Annotated in this window: 18 protein-coding genes; 14 read left to right on the top strand and 4 right to left on the bottom strand. The window is 63.7% G+C overall.

What is annotated here, in order from left to right:
- Positions 1 to 17 precede the first annotated feature (17 nt).
- Positions 18 to 1751, bottom strand: coding sequence for a C13 family peptidase (locus HWQ56_RS25470; protein ID WP_176572044.1), 1734 nt, complete (start codon positions 1749 to 1751; stop codon positions 18 to 20).
- Between the two features lie 88 nt (positions 1752 to 1839).
- Complete coding sequence (locus HWQ56_RS25465; RefSeq protein WP_176572043.1) at positions 1840 to 2295, bottom strand: MaoC family dehydratase; 456 nt, start codon at positions 2293 to 2295, stop codon at positions 1840 to 1842.
- A gap of 158 nt (positions 2296 to 2453) precedes the next feature.
- On the opposite strand from HWQ56_RS25465, the gene HWQ56_RS25460 reads away from it, so the two are divergent.
- Genes HWQ56_RS25460 through HWQ56_RS25450 form a run of 3 tightly spaced genes read left to right on the top strand, consistent with a single transcriptional unit; the run spans position 2454 to position 4121 of the window.
- Positions 2454 to 2807, top strand: a complete 354-nt coding sequence (locus HWQ56_RS25460) for a CidA/LrgA family protein (protein ID WP_176572042.1) — start codon at positions 2454 to 2456, stop codon at positions 2805 to 2807.
- A 2-nt stretch (positions 2808 to 2809) separates the two neighbouring features.
- Entirely contained in the window at positions 2810 to 3520 is a 711-nt protein-coding gene (locus tag HWQ56_RS25455) for an LrgB family protein (RefSeq protein ID WP_176572487.1), read from the top strand.
- Positions 3521 to 3530: 10 nt separating this feature from the next.
- On the top strand, positions 3531 to 4121 hold the full coding sequence (locus HWQ56_RS25450; protein WP_176572041.1) for an LON peptidase substrate-binding domain-containing protein: 591 nt from the start codon (positions 3531 to 3533) through the stop codon (positions 4119 to 4121).
- A 26-nt stretch (positions 4122 to 4147) separates the two neighbouring features.
- Here HWQ56_RS25450 and HWQ56_RS25445 read toward each other — a convergent pair whose 3' ends face one another.
- Positions 4148 to 5464, bottom strand: coding sequence for a bifunctional DedA family/phosphatase PAP2 family protein (locus HWQ56_RS25445; RefSeq protein WP_158153454.1), 1317 nt, complete (start codon positions 5462 to 5464; stop codon positions 4148 to 4150).
- Between the two features lie 2 nt (positions 5465 to 5466).
- On the bottom strand, positions 5467 to 6165 hold the full coding sequence (locus HWQ56_RS25440) for a DNA-3-methyladenine glycosylase (RefSeq protein ID WP_425331920.1): 699 nt from the start codon (positions 6163 to 6165) through the stop codon (positions 5467 to 5469).
- A gap of 180 nt (positions 6166 to 6345) precedes the next feature.
- Between HWQ56_RS25440 and HWQ56_RS25435 the strand changes: the two genes are divergently transcribed.
- The 11 genes from HWQ56_RS25435 to lipB all read left to right on the top strand — a co-directional run bounded on the left by HWQ56_RS25435 (position 6346) and on the right by lipB (position 16613).
- Entirely contained in the window at positions 6346 to 7617 is a 1272-nt protein-coding gene (locus HWQ56_RS25435) for a glutamate-5-semialdehyde dehydrogenase (protein ID WP_158153456.1), read from the top strand.
- A 1-nt stretch (position 7618) separates the two neighbouring features.
- A complete protein-coding gene (nadD, locus tag HWQ56_RS25430) occupies positions 7619 to 8296 on the top strand; it encodes a nicotinate-nucleotide adenylyltransferase (RefSeq protein WP_158153457.1) in 678 nt (225 codons plus the stop codon).
- 16 nt (positions 8297 to 8312) lie between these two features.
- Positions 8313 to 8705, top strand: coding sequence for a ribosome silencing factor (gene rsfS / locus HWQ56_RS25425; RefSeq protein ID WP_008374761.1), 393 nt, complete (start codon positions 8313 to 8315; stop codon positions 8703 to 8705).
- Positions 8706 to 8714: 9 nt separating this feature from the next.
- Positions 8715 to 9182, top strand: coding sequence for a 23S rRNA (pseudouridine(1915)-N(3))-methyltransferase RlmH (gene rlmH, locus HWQ56_RS25420; RefSeq protein WP_158153458.1), 468 nt, complete (start codon positions 8715 to 8717; stop codon positions 9180 to 9182).
- An 18-nt stretch (positions 9183 to 9200) separates the two neighbouring features.
- On the top strand, positions 9201 to 11096 hold the full coding sequence (mrdA, locus tag HWQ56_RS25415) for a penicillin-binding protein 2 (protein ID WP_176572039.1): 1896 nt from the start codon (positions 9201 to 9203) through the stop codon (positions 11094 to 11096).
- 31 nt (positions 11097 to 11127) lie between these two features.
- Positions 11128 to 12231: a rod shape-determining protein RodA gene (rodA, locus tag HWQ56_RS25410; protein ID WP_176572486.1), complete on the top strand. Its 1104-nt coding sequence runs from the start codon at positions 11128 to 11130 to the stop codon at positions 12229 to 12231.
- 17 nt (positions 12232 to 12248) lie between these two features.
- Positions 12249 to 13259 carry a lytic murein transglycosylase B gene (gene mltB / locus HWQ56_RS25405; protein WP_158153461.1) on the top strand — a complete coding sequence of 337 codons (1011 nt, stop codon included), beginning with the start codon at positions 12249 to 12251 and terminating at the stop codon, positions 13257 to 13259.
- A complete protein-coding gene (locus tag HWQ56_RS25400) occupies positions 13260 to 14273 on the top strand; it encodes a septal ring lytic transglycosylase RlpA family protein (protein WP_158153462.1) in 1014 nt (337 codons plus the stop codon).
- 173 nt (positions 14274 to 14446) lie between these two features.
- Positions 14447 to 15607, top strand: coding sequence for a D-alanyl-D-alanine carboxypeptidase family protein (locus HWQ56_RS25395; RefSeq protein WP_158153463.1), 1161 nt, complete (start codon positions 14447 to 14449; stop codon positions 15605 to 15607).
- 83 nt (positions 15608 to 15690) lie between these two features.
- The gene (locus tag HWQ56_RS25390) at positions 15691 to 15966 is read left to right on the top strand and encodes a DUF493 domain-containing protein (protein WP_158153464.1); all 276 of its coding nucleotides are present in this window, start codon (positions 15691 to 15693) and stop codon (positions 15964 to 15966) included.
- The gene (gene lipB, locus HWQ56_RS25385) at positions 15966 to 16613 is read left to right on the top strand and encodes a lipoyl(octanoyl) transferase LipB (RefSeq protein ID WP_158153465.1); all 648 of its coding nucleotides are present in this window, start codon (positions 15966 to 15968) and stop codon (positions 16611 to 16613) included. Before HWQ56_RS25390 ends, lipB begins: the two co-directional genes overlap by 1 nt.
- Positions 16614 to 16631: the final 18 nt, after the last annotated feature.

The following is a 16631-nucleotide window of genomic DNA, read 5'->3' as shown; positions in this document are numbered from 1 at the left end:
CCCTTGATACAGGAAGCTTAGTGGCTCCCGGTATTTTTTGCCTCTCCCGCGGCACCCAGTGCCGCGCTCTGCAGCGCGTGCCGAGCTTGCTGCTGGCGCAGTCGCTGCCAGTGTGCCAGCACGCCTTTGGGTGCCCAGATCTGCGGGTCGGACGCCTCGAAACCGTCCGTCGCTTCACGTTCGGCAACGTGCTTGCGGGCAAGTTCGAAGGCCTGCTGCAAGTCGTCGGTTTCGTTCAGCGCCTGGGCAAACAGGGCATCGCCGAAATAGGTGAAGTCCGATTCCTCCGAGCAACCGAACGAAACCCGGTCGGCCCGTGATGCGGTCATGACCAGGGTGTGCTCGTCCTTGATGGCCGGAATGAAACCGCCGGAGTAACAGGCAGAGATCACCACCACCTTGTCGCGATTCTTCAGCGGCGCCAGCACGGCGGCCAGCTCGTCGGGCGGCAGGTCCGACAACTGCAAGCGTGGCTGGTCCAGCACCAGTTCGTTTTCGTGGGTGCCGTGGCTCGTCAGGTAGATGAACACCAGGTCGTCGGCCTTGCTGCGCTGGGCGACAGTCTGCACCGCACGGCTCAGGGTTTCGCGGGTGGCCATGGGCCGGTCATCGAGGTGGTCGCGGTGGTTGGTCAGGTTGACCTGGCCCACGGCACCGAAGCGGCTGGCCAGCATGTGGCTGACATAGTCCGCCTCGCGCATGAATACGCTCTGCTTACCGTCGCCTGCCAGGGTAATGGCGTACAGCTGCACGTCGCTGCCGGTGGCGGCTGGCACGCCAGCCAATGCTTTGTCCAACAGGGCGCCCTGGTTCAGCAGGCCCAATTCCAGGGTATCGGGCAACAACTTGCCCTGGGCGTCGCGTACGCGCTGGCCATTGGCCCACAGGCCGCTTTCCACTTCACCGTCCTTGTGGATAAGCGTGCCCTTGCCGTCGTAGGCGTCCTTGTCGAAATTGCCGACGTAAGCGCTGCCGTCCGCCAGGGACAGGCTACCGGGGCCGGTGAAGTGCCAGTCATCGAAACGGCCCTTGTAGTGGCTGCCGTCGCTGCCGAACATTTCGCCTTCGCCGCTGAGCGCGCCTTCCTTGAACTGGCCGATCCATACGTCACCTTCGGCGCTTTCGTAACGGCCACGGCCATGCAGCTGGCTGCGGTGAAAGTCGCCAATGTACTGGTCGCCTTCGGAGCTGCTGAACGTGCCATGGCCTTCCAGCTCGCCATTGACGAAGGTACCGGTGAACTGGTTGCCGCTGGCGTCGCTGCGCACGCCTTCACCGTTGGGTTTGCCGTGGGCGAACACGCCCTGGTAATCGCTGCCGTCGTCCAGTTCCAGGTGGCCGGCGCCGGCATACTGGTCGGCCTTGAACTCGCCGCGGTAGGTCTGCCCCGGTTCCTTGAGCGTGCCCTCGCCATCGCGCCGGCCCAGCTTGAAGCTGCCCACGTAGGTCACGCCGTTGGCGCTCAGGTTGCCCTGGCCATCGAACAGGCCTTGCTGGAAGCTGCCGCGATACACCTCGCCATTGCTGCCGTGCCACTCGCCCTGGCCATGCCACTGGCCATTCTGGAAGTCGCCGGCATACCAGCTGCCATTGGGGTAATCGATCCGGCCCTGGCCCTGCAAGAGGCCGTTGACCACCTCGCCCCGGTAGCGGCCGCCGTCGGGCAGGCGTGCGTCAGGTGGGGAAAGGGACTCGCCATCGCCACAGGCGGTGATCAACAGGGTCAGGGCGAGGGGAACGAGTGGGCGCATGGCGGGATCCGGGCAAGTAAGGCGCCGAGTATGCCGTACAACACCCCCGGTGAAACAGCCACCGGGGTGGTTTGAGCGCTGACCGGTATTAAACGAAGCAGAGGGACAACGGTTCGGCTATATAGGCCGGTTTTTCCTGACCTTCGATTTCCAGCGTGGTGACGGCCTTGAGCAGCCACTGGCCAGGCTTTTTCTCGGTGACTTCGGTCAGTTCCACCTTCAGGCGCACGTTGGAGTCGACCTTGACCGGCTGAATGAAGCGCACGCTGTCCAGGCCGTAATTGACCACCATTTTCAGCCCCTCGGGCACCACGAGCAGGTCTTCCATCAGCTTGGGAATCAGTGACAGGGTCAGGAAGCCATGGGCGATGGTGCTGCCGAACGGGGTCTGGGCAGCTTTTTGCGGATCCACGTGTATGAACTGGAAGTCGCCGGTGGCCTCGGCGAACAGGTTGATCCGCGCCTGGTCAATTTTCAGCCACTGGGAATAGCCCAGTTCCTTACCCACGTACTGCTTGAGTTCTGCAACAGGTACAAACGGCATCGAGACTCTCCTTGTTAAGTGGCGCGTTGGCATGCGCCCGGTTAGATCAGCACGCTGTGCCGGGCCGGTCAAGCTTCCATGGCGTTGGCGAATGCCGGTTTATAGGCATCAACCTTGCGTGCTTATAATGACGATGGATGCGGGCAGGGGAGGAAAGTATGTTGTTACGTGGTTTGACGTGGCTGATCGTGTTCCAGCTGGTGGGCACGGCGCTCAATCATCTGGTTTTGCACAGGCTGCCCGGGCCGATCATCGGGCTGCTGCTGTTGCTGGCGTTCCTGATCATGCGGGGCGAAGTGAGCAAACCCCTGGCCGATGCATCCGCCAGCCTGCTGCGCTACCTGCCGCTGCTGCTGGTGCCGCCCGCCGTTGGCGTGATGGCCTACGCCAGCGACATCGCTGCCGATTTCTGGGCCATTGTCGGTACGCTGTTCATCTCGGTGCTGGTGTCCATGGCCGTCGCCGGGAAACTGATGCAGAAAATGCTCAACCGCCGCGGGGAACACCCATGAACCTGGACTGGCACGGCGCGCTGGAGTCGGTCATCCACCACCCCTTGTTCGGAATCGGCATTACCCTGGGGGCCTACCAGTTGGTGCTGGCTGGCTATGAACGTACCCGGTGGGTGTTCCTGCAACCTGTACTGGTGTCGATGCTGGTGGTGATTGGCGTGCTGTTGCTCACGGGGGTCAGCTACGGCGAATACCGCAAAAGCACCGAGATTCTCGGCACCCTGCTGGGGCCGGCCACGGTCGCCCTGGCGGTGCCACTGTTCCTGAACCTGCGGCGCATCCGCCAACTGCTGCTTCCGGTGTTGGCTACGCTTTTGCTAGGCGGGGTGTTCGCCACAGGCCTGGGTCTGCTGCTGGCCTGGTGCCTTGGCGCCGAGCACATGATCCTGATGACCATGGCGCCTAAATCCGTCACGTCGCCCATCGCCATGCTGGTGGCCGAGCAAATCGGTGGGGTGGCGGCGCTGGCGGCGGTGTTCGTGCTGATCACCGGCGTGATCGGGGCGATCTTTGGCCCCGCGTTGTTGTCCATGCTCAAGGTACACAGCCCCGAAGCCCGAGGCATGGCCTTGGGCATGACCGCCCATGCGGTGGGTACTTCGGTGGCCTTGCAGGAAGGTGAGGAGTGCGGGGCCTTCGCCGCGTTGGCCATGAGCCTGATGGGGGTGTCGACCGCGGTGTTCCTGCCGCTGGCCGTCAGCCTGTTCGTTTAAGGAAACCACTATGACGTTGCCGCTTTTTCCCCTCAATACCGTGCTGTTTCCCGGTTGCATCCTTGATCTGCAGATTTTCGAGGCGCGCTACCTGGACATGATCGGACGCTGCATGAAACAGGGCGGTGGCTTTGGCGTGGTGTGCATTCTGGAGGGCCAGGAAGTCGGCCCGGCGCCCGCGGGGCATGCGATGCTCGGTTGTGAAGCCGTGATCACCGACTTTCAGAAGCAGGACAATGGCCTGCTGGGTATTCGCGTGAAGGGTACTCGGCGGTTCAAGGTGACGGGCACCGAGTTGCAGCGCGACCAGTTGCTGGTCGCCGATGTGGAGTGGCTGGACGAAGCCGCTGACCCGCCGTTGCTGGAAGAGGACGACGACCTGGTGGCGTTGCTGCATGCCTTGGCCGAACATCCCATGGTGGCGGCCCTGGACATGGGCACTGAGGTTTCCGGGCGTCAGTCCTTGGCCAATCAGCTGGCCTACCTGTTGCCGTTCCCCGAGCAGGACAAGATCGACCTGTTGGGCCTCACCGACCCTGCTGAGCGGCTGGCCGGTATCCAGGTGTTATTGGATGACCTGCAGGGCGAGCTTTTTGCGTAGACGCTGCTGCAGGTCCTGTGGCCATGTCAGTAGGCATAGCGCAGCAAAGTGTGGGAAAAGTCCCGCGTAGCAAAGAAACCCAGCAACACCACCACCATTGGCATCACCAGCCACCACACCCGTGGCGCCATGGCGGGCAACGGCTGGCGCCACTGGCTCACGGTCAGGCTGGCCGCGCAGACGAAGCAGGCCAGCAGTGTGCCCGCCAGGATATCCGTCGGCCAATGGGCGCCCAGGTACACGCGCGACAGCGCGATACTCGCCGCGGGCAACCCCGCCAGCACCAGCCAGGCCAGGCGCAGGCGTGGCGGCTGGCCACGGCCGGCCAGTACCCCCAGGGTCAGGAACAGCGCGAACGACGCCGAGCTATGGCCACTGGGCATGCTGAACGTGCCCAGCGGGTGGGTCATGACGTCCGGGCGGATGCGCGCGAACACCTGCTTCATCAAGCCATTGCCCAGCGCCGTGAATAGCAGGGTGCCCACGGCGAACATCGCCGGGCGCCACTGGCGCAGCGCCACCAATAGCGCGCCCAGCGCGGCAGCCAGCACGAATTGAGTGCGGAAGTCGCCCATCTTGGTCAATGCGATGGCGACATCGTCCATGAACGGCGCACGGTGTTCCTGCACCAGGGTCATGATCCCCTGGTCGAACTGCACCAAATGCGGCCAGCCCAGGAACACCACCGCCAACAGTACCAGGCACATGGCGGTCACCAGCCGGGTGCCGTGGGGCCGTGAACGCCAGGCGGCGCTGACGCTCAAGCCAATCAGCACGGCGAAGCCTGCGGCCAACACCCCGGCCTGGCTCCAGAACCCTTCGGGCAGCGGCAGGCGCAGCGCCGCGCCGGTGGCCCAGCCGGGCATCAGGTACACCACCGACCAGCCGGCACCAGCCAGCAGGCTGACCCCGATGAACCGCAGCAACGGCATGTCGAACATGCCCGCCACCATTGGCAACATGGGGCGCAGCGGGCCGATGAAGCGGCCCACCAGCAGGCTGGCGATGCCATAGCGCTGGAAATAGCCTTCGGCCCGGCCGATCCATTCGGGGTGGTGGCGCAAACCCGGCAGGCGGCGAATGTTCTGGTGGAAATGGCGGCCCGTGAAGTACGACAGGGCGTCCCCCAGCAAACCGCCGATATAGCCTAGCAACAAGGTTTCGCCCAGCGACAACGCACCGTTGCCGGCCAGCACGGCGATAGCGAACAGCAGCACCGTGCCGGGCACGATCAGCCCGACGATGGCCAGGCATTCGGTGCAGGCTACCAGCACAATCGCCAAGCCCAGCCATTGGGGGTGTGCGGACAACCAGGCGGTCAGCCCGTCGAGCCATGGGCCCATGTTCAGTTTCCTTGCGTGAGGATGAAAAAGTCGCGACCTTCGACTTGACCGCGGCGCAAGGGGTTCCTCGTGCAATGGCGGGCATGGTCAGCGTCCACGAAACGGTACGGCAGATGTTCGTCGCGCCCGTGGGGAATGCCCAGGCGGGTGGTCTGGATAATTTGTTTCGGGATGATGCCAAGGTCATCGACAAATAATTGTTCATGGTCGAACCGCTTGGCGTCCCAGTTCGGCACCTTCAGCCCCATGGCCTTGCACAACAGTGTCTGGCCGGCACAGAGGCGCTCGATCGGGCGCGGGTTGCCGGCGGCATCGGGGTTGTTCAGTTGCATCTGCGCCAAGGCGTTTTCATCGGCATGGGCGTCCACCCAGGGGTAGCCGGACTTGATCAGCACCGCGTTGCCAGGGCCCTGGGCGCTGAAGTTCAGCGAATCGCCGCCCCGGGCGTAGTACATGTAGATATGGCCGCCATCTAGGAACAGCGCCTTGCGTTTTTCCGTGTAGCCCAACGACGCATGGCTGCCTTTCTCGGCGAAGTAATAAGCCTCGGTCTCGATGATGCGGGCCGACAGCCAGTACGGCCCCTGCTTGTGGCGAATGACCTTGCCCAGCAGCTCGCGGGCCAGCAGTTGGGCGTCGCGGTCGAAAAACGCGTCGGGCAGGGGGCGTGCGTCTGGCCAGGGCAGGGCAGTGAGCAGCATTGGCGATTTACCGCAAGTTACGAAAGAACCTGCAAGGATAATATCCATCCGTGGCTTAATCACGGCTGAATCGCTGTCCCGGCGCAGACTGTTTTCGACCATCCGCCTGCCGCCGCTGTCAGTGACCGGTCGAGACAGCTATAATCAGCCGCTTTCCTCTTTGCCAAGACCACAGAGACCATGACTGAGTCCGTTCTTGACTACATGACCCGCCTGGGTCGCGCCGCCCGTGAAGCCTCCCGCGTGATCGCGCGCGCCAGCACTGCGCAGAAGAACCGCGCCCTGCTGGCTGCTGCCAACGCGTTGGATGCCGCCCGTGGCGAGCTCACAGCCGCTAACGAACAGGACCTGGCCGCTGGCCGCGCCAATGGCCTGGAACCGGCCATGCTCGAGCGCCTGGCGCTGACCCCGGCACGCATCGACGGCATGATCGTCGGCCTGCGCCAGGTGGCCAGCCTGCCGGACCCGGTGGGTGCCATCCGCGACATGAGCTATCGGCCGTCGGGCATCCAGGTGGGCAAGATGCGCGTGCCACTGGGCGTGGTCGGCATTATCTACGAGTCGCGCCCGAACGTGACCATCGACGCTGCCAGCCTGTGCCTGAAGTCGGGTAACGCCACCATCCTGCGCGGCGGCTCCGAGGCCATCCACTCCAACCGTGCCATTGCCGCCTGCGTCCAGCGCGGCCTGGCCGAGGCCGGCCTGCCGGCGGCCGTGGTGCAGGTGGTGGAAACCACCGACCGCGAAGCCGTGGGCGCGCTGATCACCATGCCCGAGTACGTGGACATCATCGTGCCCCGTGGCGGCCGTGGCCTGATCGAGCGCGTCAGCCGCGACGCCAAGGTGCCGGTCATCAAGCACCTGGACGGCATCTGCCATGTGTACGTGGCCGCCGATGCCGACCTGGCCAAGGCCCAGCGCATTGCCTTCAACGCCAAGACCTACCGCTACGGTATCTGCGGCGCGATGGAGACCCTGCTGGTGGACGCGGCCGTGGCCGCCGACTTCCTGCCCGCCATGGCGGCTCAATTCGCCGAAAAAGGTGTCGAGCTGCGCGGCTGCGAACGCACCCGCGACATCATCCAGGCACTGCCGGCCACTGAAGAAGACTGGCACACCGAATACCTGGCGGCGATCCTGTCGATTCGCGTGGTCGACGGCCTGGAACAGGCCATCGATCACATCAACCATTACGGTTCGCACCACACCGATTCCATCGCCACCGAGAACTTCGGCGAAGCCCGGCGCTTCACCGCCGAGGTCGACTCCGCCTCGGTGATGATCAACACCCCGACCTGCTTTGCCGATGGCTTCGAGTATGGCCTGGGTGCCGAGATCGGCATTTCCACGGACAAGATCCACGCCCGTGGCCCGGTGGGCCTGGAAGGCCTGACCTGCGAGAAATACATCGTGATTGGCGACGGCCAGTTGCGCGGCCAGGAGCCTGCCTGACTTGGGTGACGTCAGCCGCCCAGGCAGCCAGCCCGTCCCGCGCCGTATCGGTGTGCTGGGCGGCACGTTCGACCCGGTGCACATCGGCCACCTGCGCAGCGCGCTGGAAGTGGCCGATGCCCTGGGCCTTGACGAGCTGCGCCTGACGCCCAACGCGCGGCCGCCGCACCGCGACACCCCGCAGGTGACGCCCCAGGACCGCCTGGCCATGGTGCGTTGCGCCGTGGAGGGCGTGGCGCCGCTGACCGTGGATGCCCGGGAACTGCAACGGGACAAACCGTCATACACCATCGACACGCTGGAACTGATGCGCGCGGAACTCGCCGCTCAAGACCAGCTGTTCTTGCTGCTGGGCTGGGATGCCTTTTGTGGCCTGCCTTCCTGGCACCGCTGGGAAGAACTGCTGCAGCACTGCCATATCCTGGTATTGCAGCGGCCTGACGCCGACAGCGAGCCGCCGGATGCCTTGCGCAACCTGCTGGCCGCGCGGTCGGTCAGCGACCCGTTGGCCCTTCAAGGGCCTGGCGGGAATATTACTTTCGTCTGGCAGACACCCCTGGCGGTGTCGGCCACCCAGATCCGTCAACTGCTGGCCAGCGGGAAGTCGGTACGTTTCCTGGTGCCTGACGCGGTACTGGCCTACATCGAGGCGCACGGGCTGTACCGTGCGTCCAATTGAACTGAACGAGTTTTATATGACCAAGCAAAAAATCAGCGTATCCGGCGAAGAGCTGGTTGAACTGGCCAAGGCCGCCCTGGAAGACGTCAAGGCCCAGGACATCCTGGTGATCGACGTGAAAGACAAGCACAGCCTGACCGACTACATGGTGATCGCCACCGGTACCTCGAACCGCCAGATCAACGCCATGCTCGACAAGGTTCGCGAGAACGTCAAAGCCAAGGGCGCGCAGCCACTGGGCGAAGAAGGCAAGGGCGAAAGCGACTGGGTACTGCTGGACCTGGGCGACGTGATCGTGCACATGATGACCGCGGCTGCCCGCCAGTTCTACGACCTGGAACGCCTGTGGCAGGGCGCCGAGCAGAGCCGTGCCGCCAGCGGCGCACACCACACCCCAGGCAACGAATAAGGCCGGGCCATGCGTCTGCGTCTGATTGCTGTCGGTTCGCGCATGCCCAAGTGGGTGGAAGACGGTTGGCAGGAATACGCCAAACGTCTGCCGTCCGAACTGGCGCTCGACCTGGTGGAAATTCCGCTCAACACACGTGGCAAGAACGCTGACGTGGCGCGCTTCATCCGTCAGGAAGGCGAGGCCATGTTGGCCAAGGTTCAGCCGGGTGAACGTATCGTTACGCTCGAAGTGCACGGCAAGCCGTGGAGCACCGAGCAGTTGGCGGTGGAGCTGGACCGCTGGCGGCTGGACTCGCGTACCGTCAACTTCATGGTCGGCGGCCCCGAGGGGCTGGCGCCGGAAGTCTGTGCGCGCGCTGACCAGCGCTGGTCCCTGTCGCCGCTGACCCTGCCGCACCCGTTGGTTCGTATCCTGATCGGCGAGCAGCTGTATCGCGCCTGGACCGTGCTGTCCGGGCACCCTTACCACAAATAAGCGTACAAGCCGCCTTTCATGTCCCAGCCGATTCACCTCAAGGACCACGAGAAGGACGCACGCCTGGTGCGTGGCCGCGTCGTGGTCGGTGCAATCGTGGTGATGGTGATGGTGTGCGCGCTGGTGGCGCGGCTGTATTACCTGCAGGTGATCCAGTACGAGTATCACTCCACGCTGTCGGAGAACAACCGGGTGCACGTGCAGCCGATTCCGCCGTCGCGTGGGCTGATCTACGACCGCAACGGCGTGATCATCGCCGACAACCGCCCCAGCTTCAGCCTGAGCATGACCCGCGAGCGCGCGGGGGACTGGGCGCAGGTTCTTGACCTTATCGTCCAGGTGCTGGACCTGACCCCGGATGACCGGGCCATTTTCGAAAAACGCATGAAGCAGGGGCGCCGGCCATTCGAGCCGGTGCCCATCCTGTTCGAGCTCAATGAAGAGCAGATCGCCCGCATCGCCGTGAACCAGTTCCGCCTGCCGGGCGTTGAAGTGGTGGCGCAGTTGGTGCGCCATTACCCCCAGGGCCCTCATTTCGCCCATTCCGTGGGCTACATGGGGCGCATCAACGAGAAAGAACTCAAGGCGCTGGACTCGACCAACTACAGCGGCACCCACCACATCGGCAAGACCGGCATCGAACGCTTCTACGAGCCCGAGCTGCACGGCCAGGTGGGTTACGAAGAAGTCGAGACCAACGCCCGTGGCCGCGTACTGCGGGTGCTCAAGCGCACCGACCCGGTCCCCGGCAAGGACATCGTCCTGAGCCTGGACATCAACCTGCAGGAAGCGGCCGAGGCGGCCCTGGGCGGGCGCCGTGGCGCCATCGTCGCGCTGGACCCGAAAACCGGCGAGGTGCTGGCCATGGTCAGCCAGCCGAGCTTCGACCCCAACCTGTTCGTCACCGGCATCAGCTTCAAGGCCTACGCCGAGTTGCGTGACTCCATCGACCGCCCGCTGTTCAACCGGGTGTTGCGCGGCCTGTACCCGCCTGGCTCGACGATCAAGCCAGCAGTGGCCATCGCAGGCCTGGACACCGGCGTCGTCACCCCGACCACCCGGGTGTTCGACCCCGGCTACTACCAGTTGCCGAATTTCGACCACAAGTACCGCAACTGGAACCGCAGTGGCGACGGCTGGGTGGACCTGGACACCGCCATCATGCGGTCCAACGACACCTACTTCTACGACCTGGCGCACAAGATGGGCATCGACCGCCTGTCCAGCTACCTGAACCGCTTCGGTATCGGCCAGAAGGTGTCGCTGGACATGTTCGAAGAATCCCCGGGCCTGATGCCATCGCGGGACTGGAAACGCATCACTCGTCGCCAGGCCTGGTTCCCAGGTGAAACCCTGATTCTGGGGATCGGCCAGGGCTACATGCAGGCTACCCCGTTGCAACTGGCCCAGGCCACCGCGCTGGTGGCCAACAAAGGCAAATGGAACCGGCCGCACCTGGCCCGCACCATCGAAGGCCAGCCACCGGTGGACGAAAACCCCATGGAAGACATCGTGTTGCGCGACCCCAATGACTGGGACCGCGTCAACCACGGCATGCAACAAGTGATGCACGGTGCCCGGGGCACGGCACGCAAGGCGTCGGTCGGCGCCCAGTACCGCATTGCCGGCAAGAGCGGCACCGCTCAGGTCGTCGCCATCAAGCAGGGCGAGAAATACGACCGTACCAAGCTTCAGGAACGCCACCGCGACCACGCCCTGTTCGTGGGTTTCGCGCCGGCCGACAATCCCAAAATTGTAGTTGCGGTGATGGTGGAGAACGGTGAGTCCGGTTCCGGCGTCGCGGCGCCCGTCGTGCGTCAGGTCATGGATGCCTGGCTGTTGGGCCCCGACGGCCAGCTCAAGCCCGAATACGCCAGCAACACCGCAATGGAGACAACCGCACGTGAAGAGTAATTTCGATCGCATGCTCTCCAGCGAGGACGTGATGCGCCGCCGCGCCACCTTGCTGCAGCGCATCCACATCGACGGCCCGCTGTTGATCCTGCTCCTGACCCTGGCCGCCGGTAGCCTGTTCGTGCTGTATTCGGCCAGCGGCAAAAGCTGGGACCTGCTGATCAAGCAGGCCACCTCGTTCGGCATCGGCCTTGTCTCCATGCTGTTGATCGCCCAACTGGAGCCACGCTTCATGGCGCGCTGGGTGCCGCTGGCCTACGGCCTGGGGGTGATCCTGCTGGTGGCCGTTGATGTCATGGGCCACAACGCCATGGGTGCCACGCGCTGGATCAACATTCCGGGGGTGATCCGCTTCCAGCCGTCGGAATTCATGAAGATCATCATGCCGGCCACCATCGCCTGGTACCTGGCCAAACGCACCCTGCCGCCCACGCTCAAGCACGTGGGGGCCAGCCTGGTGCTGATCGGCGTGCCGTTCATTCTCATCGTCCGCCAGCCGGACCTGGGTACCTCGCTGCTCATTCTGGCCTCGGGTACCTTCGTGCTGTTCATGGCCGGCCTGCGCTGGCGCTGGATTGTCAGCGTGATCGCCGCTGCCGTGCCGGTGGCCGTGGGCATGTGGTTCTTTATCATGCACGACTACCAGAAGCAGCGGATCCTGACCTTCCTCGACCCCGAGAGCGATCCTCTGGGCACCGGCTGGAACATCATCCAGTCCAAGGCGGCCATCGGCTCGGGTGGCGTATTCGGCAAGGGCTGGTTGCTGGGCACCCAGTCGCACCTGGACTTCCTGCCCGAAAGCCACACCGACTTCATCATCGCCGTGCTGGGCGAGGAGTTCGGCCTGGTGGGGATCTGCGCCTTGCTGCTGCTGTACCTGGCCCTCATTGGCCGCGGCCTGGTGATCACTGCCCAGGCCCAGACCCTGTTCGGCAAGCTGCTGGCCGGCAGCCTGACCATGACCTTTTTTGTGTACGTGTTCGTCAATATCGGTATGGTCAGTGGCTTGTTGCCCGTCGTAGGCGTGCCGCTGCCCTTCATTAGTTACGGCGGAACTTCGCTGGTGACGCTGATGTCAGCGTTTGGGGTTTTGATGTCGATCCATACCCATCGCAAGTGGATCGCGCAGGTTTGATTAAGGTGAAGAATTTAATGCAAGCAGTCTGCAACTGGGCCACCCGGTGCATCCCCTGGGTCGGCCTGGTCGGCATCCTCGGTTCGTCGCAGCAGGCAGTGGCCGGCGACTACGATGGCACCCCGCAGTTGGCGCAGTTCGTCGGTGAAATGACCCGCGACTATGGTTTCGCCGGCGAGCAGGTCATCGGTGTGTTCCAGGAAGTGCAACGCAAGCAGGCGATTCTGGACGCCATCTCCAAGCCCGCCGAGCGCGTCAAGCCGTGGAAAGAATACCGTCCACTGTTCATCACCGACGCCCGCATTGCCCGGGGCGTGGACTTCTGGCGCCAGCATGAAGCGGCCCTGAAGCGGGCCGAGCAGGAATATGGCGTACCGGCGCAGATTATTGTGTCTATCATTGGTGTCGAGACGTTTTTCGGCAGAAATACCGGCAATTACCGGGTGATGGACGCGCTTTCGACCCTGGCATTCGATTATGCCCCCCGTGCCGATTTCTTCCGCAAGGAACTGCGCGAGTTCCTGCTGTTGTCCCGTGAAGAGCAGGTCGACCCCCTGAGCATCAAGGGCTCGTACGCGGGCGCCATGGGCCTGCCGCAATTCATGCCCAGCAGTTTCCGTGCTTACGCCGTGGACTTCGACGGCGATGGCCACATCAACATCTGGAGTGACCCCGATGATGCCATCGGCAGCGTCGCCAACTACTTCAAACAGCACGGCTGGGTCATGGGTCAGCCTGTGGTCAGCCGCGCCACCGTGCGCGGCGAGCACGTGGACGAGGGTTTGAGCCCGGGCATCGATCCGGTCAAGAACGTTGGCCAGTTGCGAGCACTGGGCTGGTCGAGTCATGATGCGCTGCGCGATGATATGCCCGTGACTGCTTTCCGCTTCGACGGTGAGTTCGGTCCGGAATATTGGATGGGGTTGGGCAACTTCTATACCATCACTCGCTATAATCGCAGCGCCATGTATGCCATGGCCGTCTATCAACTGTCGCAAGCACTGGTTCAAGCACGGGGCGTCAAGTAAATGCGGACACTGCAGATTCGCACACCTTTGAAGCTGATGGGCTATGCGGCCCTCGCCATGCTGGTGGTCAGTTGTTCGTCCACCAGCCGGGCTCCGCAAAGCGGCGGCTACGTGGTGCGCTCCCAGCCGGGGCTGGACATCAATCGGGCCCACAAGGACGGCGCGCCGTGGTGGGACGTGGACGTGTCGCGTATTCCCGACGCCGTGCCCACGCTGCACAGCGGCCCCTACAAGGCCAACCCGTACACGGTACTGGGCAAGACCTACTTCCCGCTCACCGATGCCAGCCATTATGCGGCCACCGGCACGGCGTCCTGGTATGGCACCAAGTTCCACGGCCAGAACACCGCCAATGGCGAAGTGTACGACCTGTACGGCATGAGCGCGGCGCACAAGACCCTGCCGCTGCCGAGCTATGTACGCGTGACCAACCTGGACAACAACCGCAGCGTGATCCTGCGGGTCAACGACCGCGGGCCGTTCTACTCCGACCGTATTATCGACTTGTCCTACGCCGCAGCCAAGAAGCTCGGCTATGCCGAGATCGGCACCGCGCGGGTCAAGGTCGAAGGCATCGACCCGGCCCAGTACTGGGCCCAGCGTGGCCGTCCGGCGCCGCTGATGCTGGACCAGCCGCAAGTGGCCCAGGCACCGCAGCAACCTGTTATCACCGCGTCGGCGGGCACCATCGAGCAATGGACGCCGCCACCGCAACAGCATGCCGCCGCCGTCCTGCCCGCGCAGATCGACGCAAAAAAAAACGCTTCTGTTCCAGCGTCTGGCCAGTTTCTCCAGGTGGGAGCGTTCGCCAACCCGGACGCTGCGGAGCTGCTGAGGTCCAAGTTGAGTTCGATGGTTCGGGCCCCGGTGTTCGTCAGCTCGATCGTGCGCAACCAGCAGACACTGTATCGAGTGCGGCTGGGGCCGATCGGCACGCCGGGTGAAGTGCAGCAGACCCAGGACAGCGTGCGCCTGGCCAACCTGGGTTCGCCCAGCGTGGTCACCGCCGAATGATTTTCCCGGCCTGGCGACAGGCCGGACCCCGGTTGCCGCTTGTCCTTGGGGGTGGGCGGCAACCGCATGAATAACGGCCCGCAGAAAGGCCGCGCAAACAACCAGGGCCACTGGCCCACACAAACAGATTTTGCCCGCGAGGGCATGTGCCCATTAGCAATTTCGAGAGACGGATGAACATCACCACCTTTGCCAAACGCCTGTGCCTGCCTGTACTGCTGCTGATCGCCCCAGTTGCCATGTCGGCCGAGCAAATGACGCCTGCAGCCCCGCAACTGGCTGCCAAGGCCTACGTACTGATGGAAGCGTCCAGCGGGCAAGTCCTGGTGGACAGCAACGGCGACCAGCGTCTGCCGCCAGCCAGCCTGACCAAACTGATGAGCGCCTACATCGCCACCCTGGAGATCAAGCGCGGCCAGATCGGCGAGAACGACATGGTCACCGTCAGCGAAAACGCCTGGCGCACCGGCGGTTCGCGGATGTTCATCAAGGTCGGTTCGCAGGTCACCGTCAGCGACCTGCTGCACGGCATCATCATTCAGTCGGGTAACGACGCTACCGTGGCCTTGGCCGAGCACATCGCCGGCAGCGAAGACGCCTTCGCCGACATGATGAACAAGACCGCCGGCGACCTGGGCATGGAGAACAGCCACTTCATGAACCCTACCGGGCTGCCGAACCCGGACCACTACTCCACCCCGCACGACATCGCCAAGCTGGCCCGCGCGATCATCAACATCGACCCGGCCCACTACGCGATCTACTCGCAGAAAGAGTTCTTCTGGAACAACATCAAGCAGCCTAACCGCAACCTGCTGCTGTGGCGCGACAAGACCGTCGACGGTCTGAAAACCGGCCACACCGAGGAAGCGGGCTACTGTATGGCGGCGTCGGCCGTTCGTGATGGCATGCGCCTGATCGCCGTTGTATTCGGTACCACCAGCGAAGCCGCGCGTGCCGCCGAAACCCAGAAGCTGCTGACCTACGGTTTCCGCTTCTTCGAAACCCAGACCTTCTACCAGAAGGGCACCGAGCTGGCCAAGGCGCCGGTATGGAAAGGCGCTACCCACGAGATCCGTGCAGGCCTGGCCGATGACCTGACCATGACCCTGCCAAAAGGCCAGCTGAAAAACCTGACCGCCACCATGACCATGAACCCACAGCTGACCGCGCCTATCGCCAAAGGTGACGTGATCGGCAAGGTGGAAGTCAAAAACGGTGAGCAGGTCGTGCACAGCGCCAACCTGATCGCCCTCGACGCGGTCGAGGAAGGTGGTTTCATTCGCCGCATGTGGGATAGCATTCGTCTATTCTTCTACGGCTTGTTCAACTGATTACGTGAACAGCATGCCCCCGGGACCGCGCCGTGCGGACCGGGGGTTTGTCCGTCTTCACGGCTTGCGAGGCCGTTACTGCTATGACAGACACCGAAGTCAAGGCTCCTAAGATCGAATTCCCCTGCGCCGATTATCCGATCAAAGTGATCGGTGACACCGGGGCGGGCTTCAAAGACCAAGTGATCGCCATCGTCGCCAACCATGCGACCATCGAGCACGAGAAAACCGCCGAGCGCCAGAGCAGCAACGGCAAGTACACCACGTTGCAGCTGCACATCCTGGCCACCGGCCAGGACCAGCTGTACAACATCAACAGTGAGCTGCGTGCCACCGGCGTCGTGAAAATGGTGCTCTGATGTCCGCTTGCCTGGGCTTTCGCGAGCTGGGCCTGATGGCCTACGAGCCGGTGTGGCATGCGATGCAGCGCTTCACCGACCAGCGTGGCCCGGCCACCGGCGATGAAGTCTGGCTGGTGCAGCACCCGGCGGTGTTCACCCAGGGCCAGGCGGGCAAGGCCGAGCATTTGCTGGTGCCGGGTGATATTCCGGTGGTCCAGGTGGATCGTGGTGGCCAGGTGACCTACCATGGCCCGGGCCAGATGGTGGCCTACCTGCTGCTGGACGTGCGCCGCCTGGGTTACGGCGTGCGCGAACTGGTCACGCGCATCGAGCAGACCATCGTCGCGCTGCTGGCTGAATATGATGTGCCGGCAGCGGCCAAGGCCGATGCGCCCGGTGTTTACGTCCAGGGGGCGAAGATCGCTTCCCTGGGCCTGCGGATCCGCAACGGGTGTTCCTTTCACGGCCTGGCCCTGAACGTGGACATGGACCTGGCGCCGTTCCGCCGTATCAACCCCTGCGGATATGCCGGGCTGGCGATGACCCAGTTGTGCGATCATGCAGGCCAGATTGAATATGCCGAGGTTGGTGCCCGGCTGCGCGCGCAGCTCGTCAAGCACCTCGACTACGCTGAGCAGACGACCCTGACGGGCGGAATCGATTGATATGACTACCGCGCAAGA

It is taken from the genome of Pseudomonas eucalypticola, from assembly GCF_013374995.1.
GTDB classification, from domain to species: Bacteria; Pseudomonadota; Gammaproteobacteria; order Pseudomonadales; family Pseudomonadaceae; genus Aquipseudomonas; species Aquipseudomonas eucalypticola.
Note: the sequence above shows the minus strand (reverse complement) of the source record. Positions and strands in the feature narration are given on the sequence as shown.

Bases quoted from the DNA above. Each gene is read 5' to 3' on its own strand.
- HWQ56_RS25400 (WP_158153462.1), top strand. From the start codon at position 13,260: ATGCGGACACTGCAGATTCGCACACCTTTGAAGCTGATGGGCTATGCG.
- HWQ56_RS25395 (WP_158153463.1), top strand. From the start codon at position 14,447: ATGAACATCACCACCTTTGCCAAACGCCTGTGCCTGCCTGTACTGCTG.
- HWQ56_RS25460 (WP_176572042.1), top strand. From the start codon at position 2,454: ATGTTGTTACGTGGTTTGACGTGGCTGATCGTGTTCCAGCTGGTGGGC.
- lipB (WP_158153465.1), top strand. From the start codon at position 15,966: ATGTCCGCTTGCCTGGGCTTTCGCGAGCTGGGCCTGATGGCCTACGAG.
- HWQ56_RS25470 (WP_176572044.1), bottom strand. From the start codon at position 1,751: ATGCGCCCACTCGTTCCCCTCGCCCTGACCCTGTTGATCACCGCCTGT.
- HWQ56_RS25390 (WP_158153464.1), top strand. From the start codon at position 15,691: ATGACAGACACCGAAGTCAAGGCTCCTAAGATCGAATTCCCCTGCGCC.
- rodA (WP_176572486.1), top strand. From the start codon at position 11,128: ATGCGCCGCCGCGCCACCTTGCTGCAGCGCATCCACATCGACGGCCCG.
- mrdA (WP_176572039.1), top strand. From the start codon at position 9,201: ATGTCCCAGCCGATTCACCTCAAGGACCACGAGAAGGACGCACGCCTG.
- HWQ56_RS25435 (WP_158153456.1), top strand. From the start codon at position 6,346: ATGACTGAGTCCGTTCTTGACTACATGACCCGCCTGGGTCGCGCCGCC.
- HWQ56_RS25440 (WP_425331920.1), bottom strand. From the start codon at position 6,165: ATGCTGCTCACTGCCCTGCCCTGGCCAGACGCACGCCCCCTGCCCGAC.
- rsfS (WP_008374761.1), top strand. From the start codon at position 8,313: ATGACCAAGCAAAAAATCAGCGTATCCGGCGAAGAGCTGGTTGAACTG.
- HWQ56_RS25450 (WP_176572041.1), top strand. From the start codon at position 3,531: ATGACGTTGCCGCTTTTTCCCCTCAATACCGTGCTGTTTCCCGGTTGC.
- rlmH (WP_158153458.1), top strand. From the start codon at position 8,715: ATGCGTCTGCGTCTGATTGCTGTCGGTTCGCGCATGCCCAAGTGGGTG.
- HWQ56_RS25445 (WP_158153454.1), bottom strand. From the start codon at position 5,464: ATGGGCCCATGGCTCGACGGGCTGACCGCCTGGTTGTCCGCACACCCC.
- HWQ56_RS25465 (WP_176572043.1), bottom strand. From the start codon at position 2,295: ATGCCGTTTGTACCTGTTGCAGAACTCAAGCAGTACGTGGGTAAGGAA.
- mltB (WP_158153461.1), top strand. From the start codon at position 12,249: ATGCAAGCAGTCTGCAACTGGGCCACCCGGTGCATCCCCTGGGTCGGC.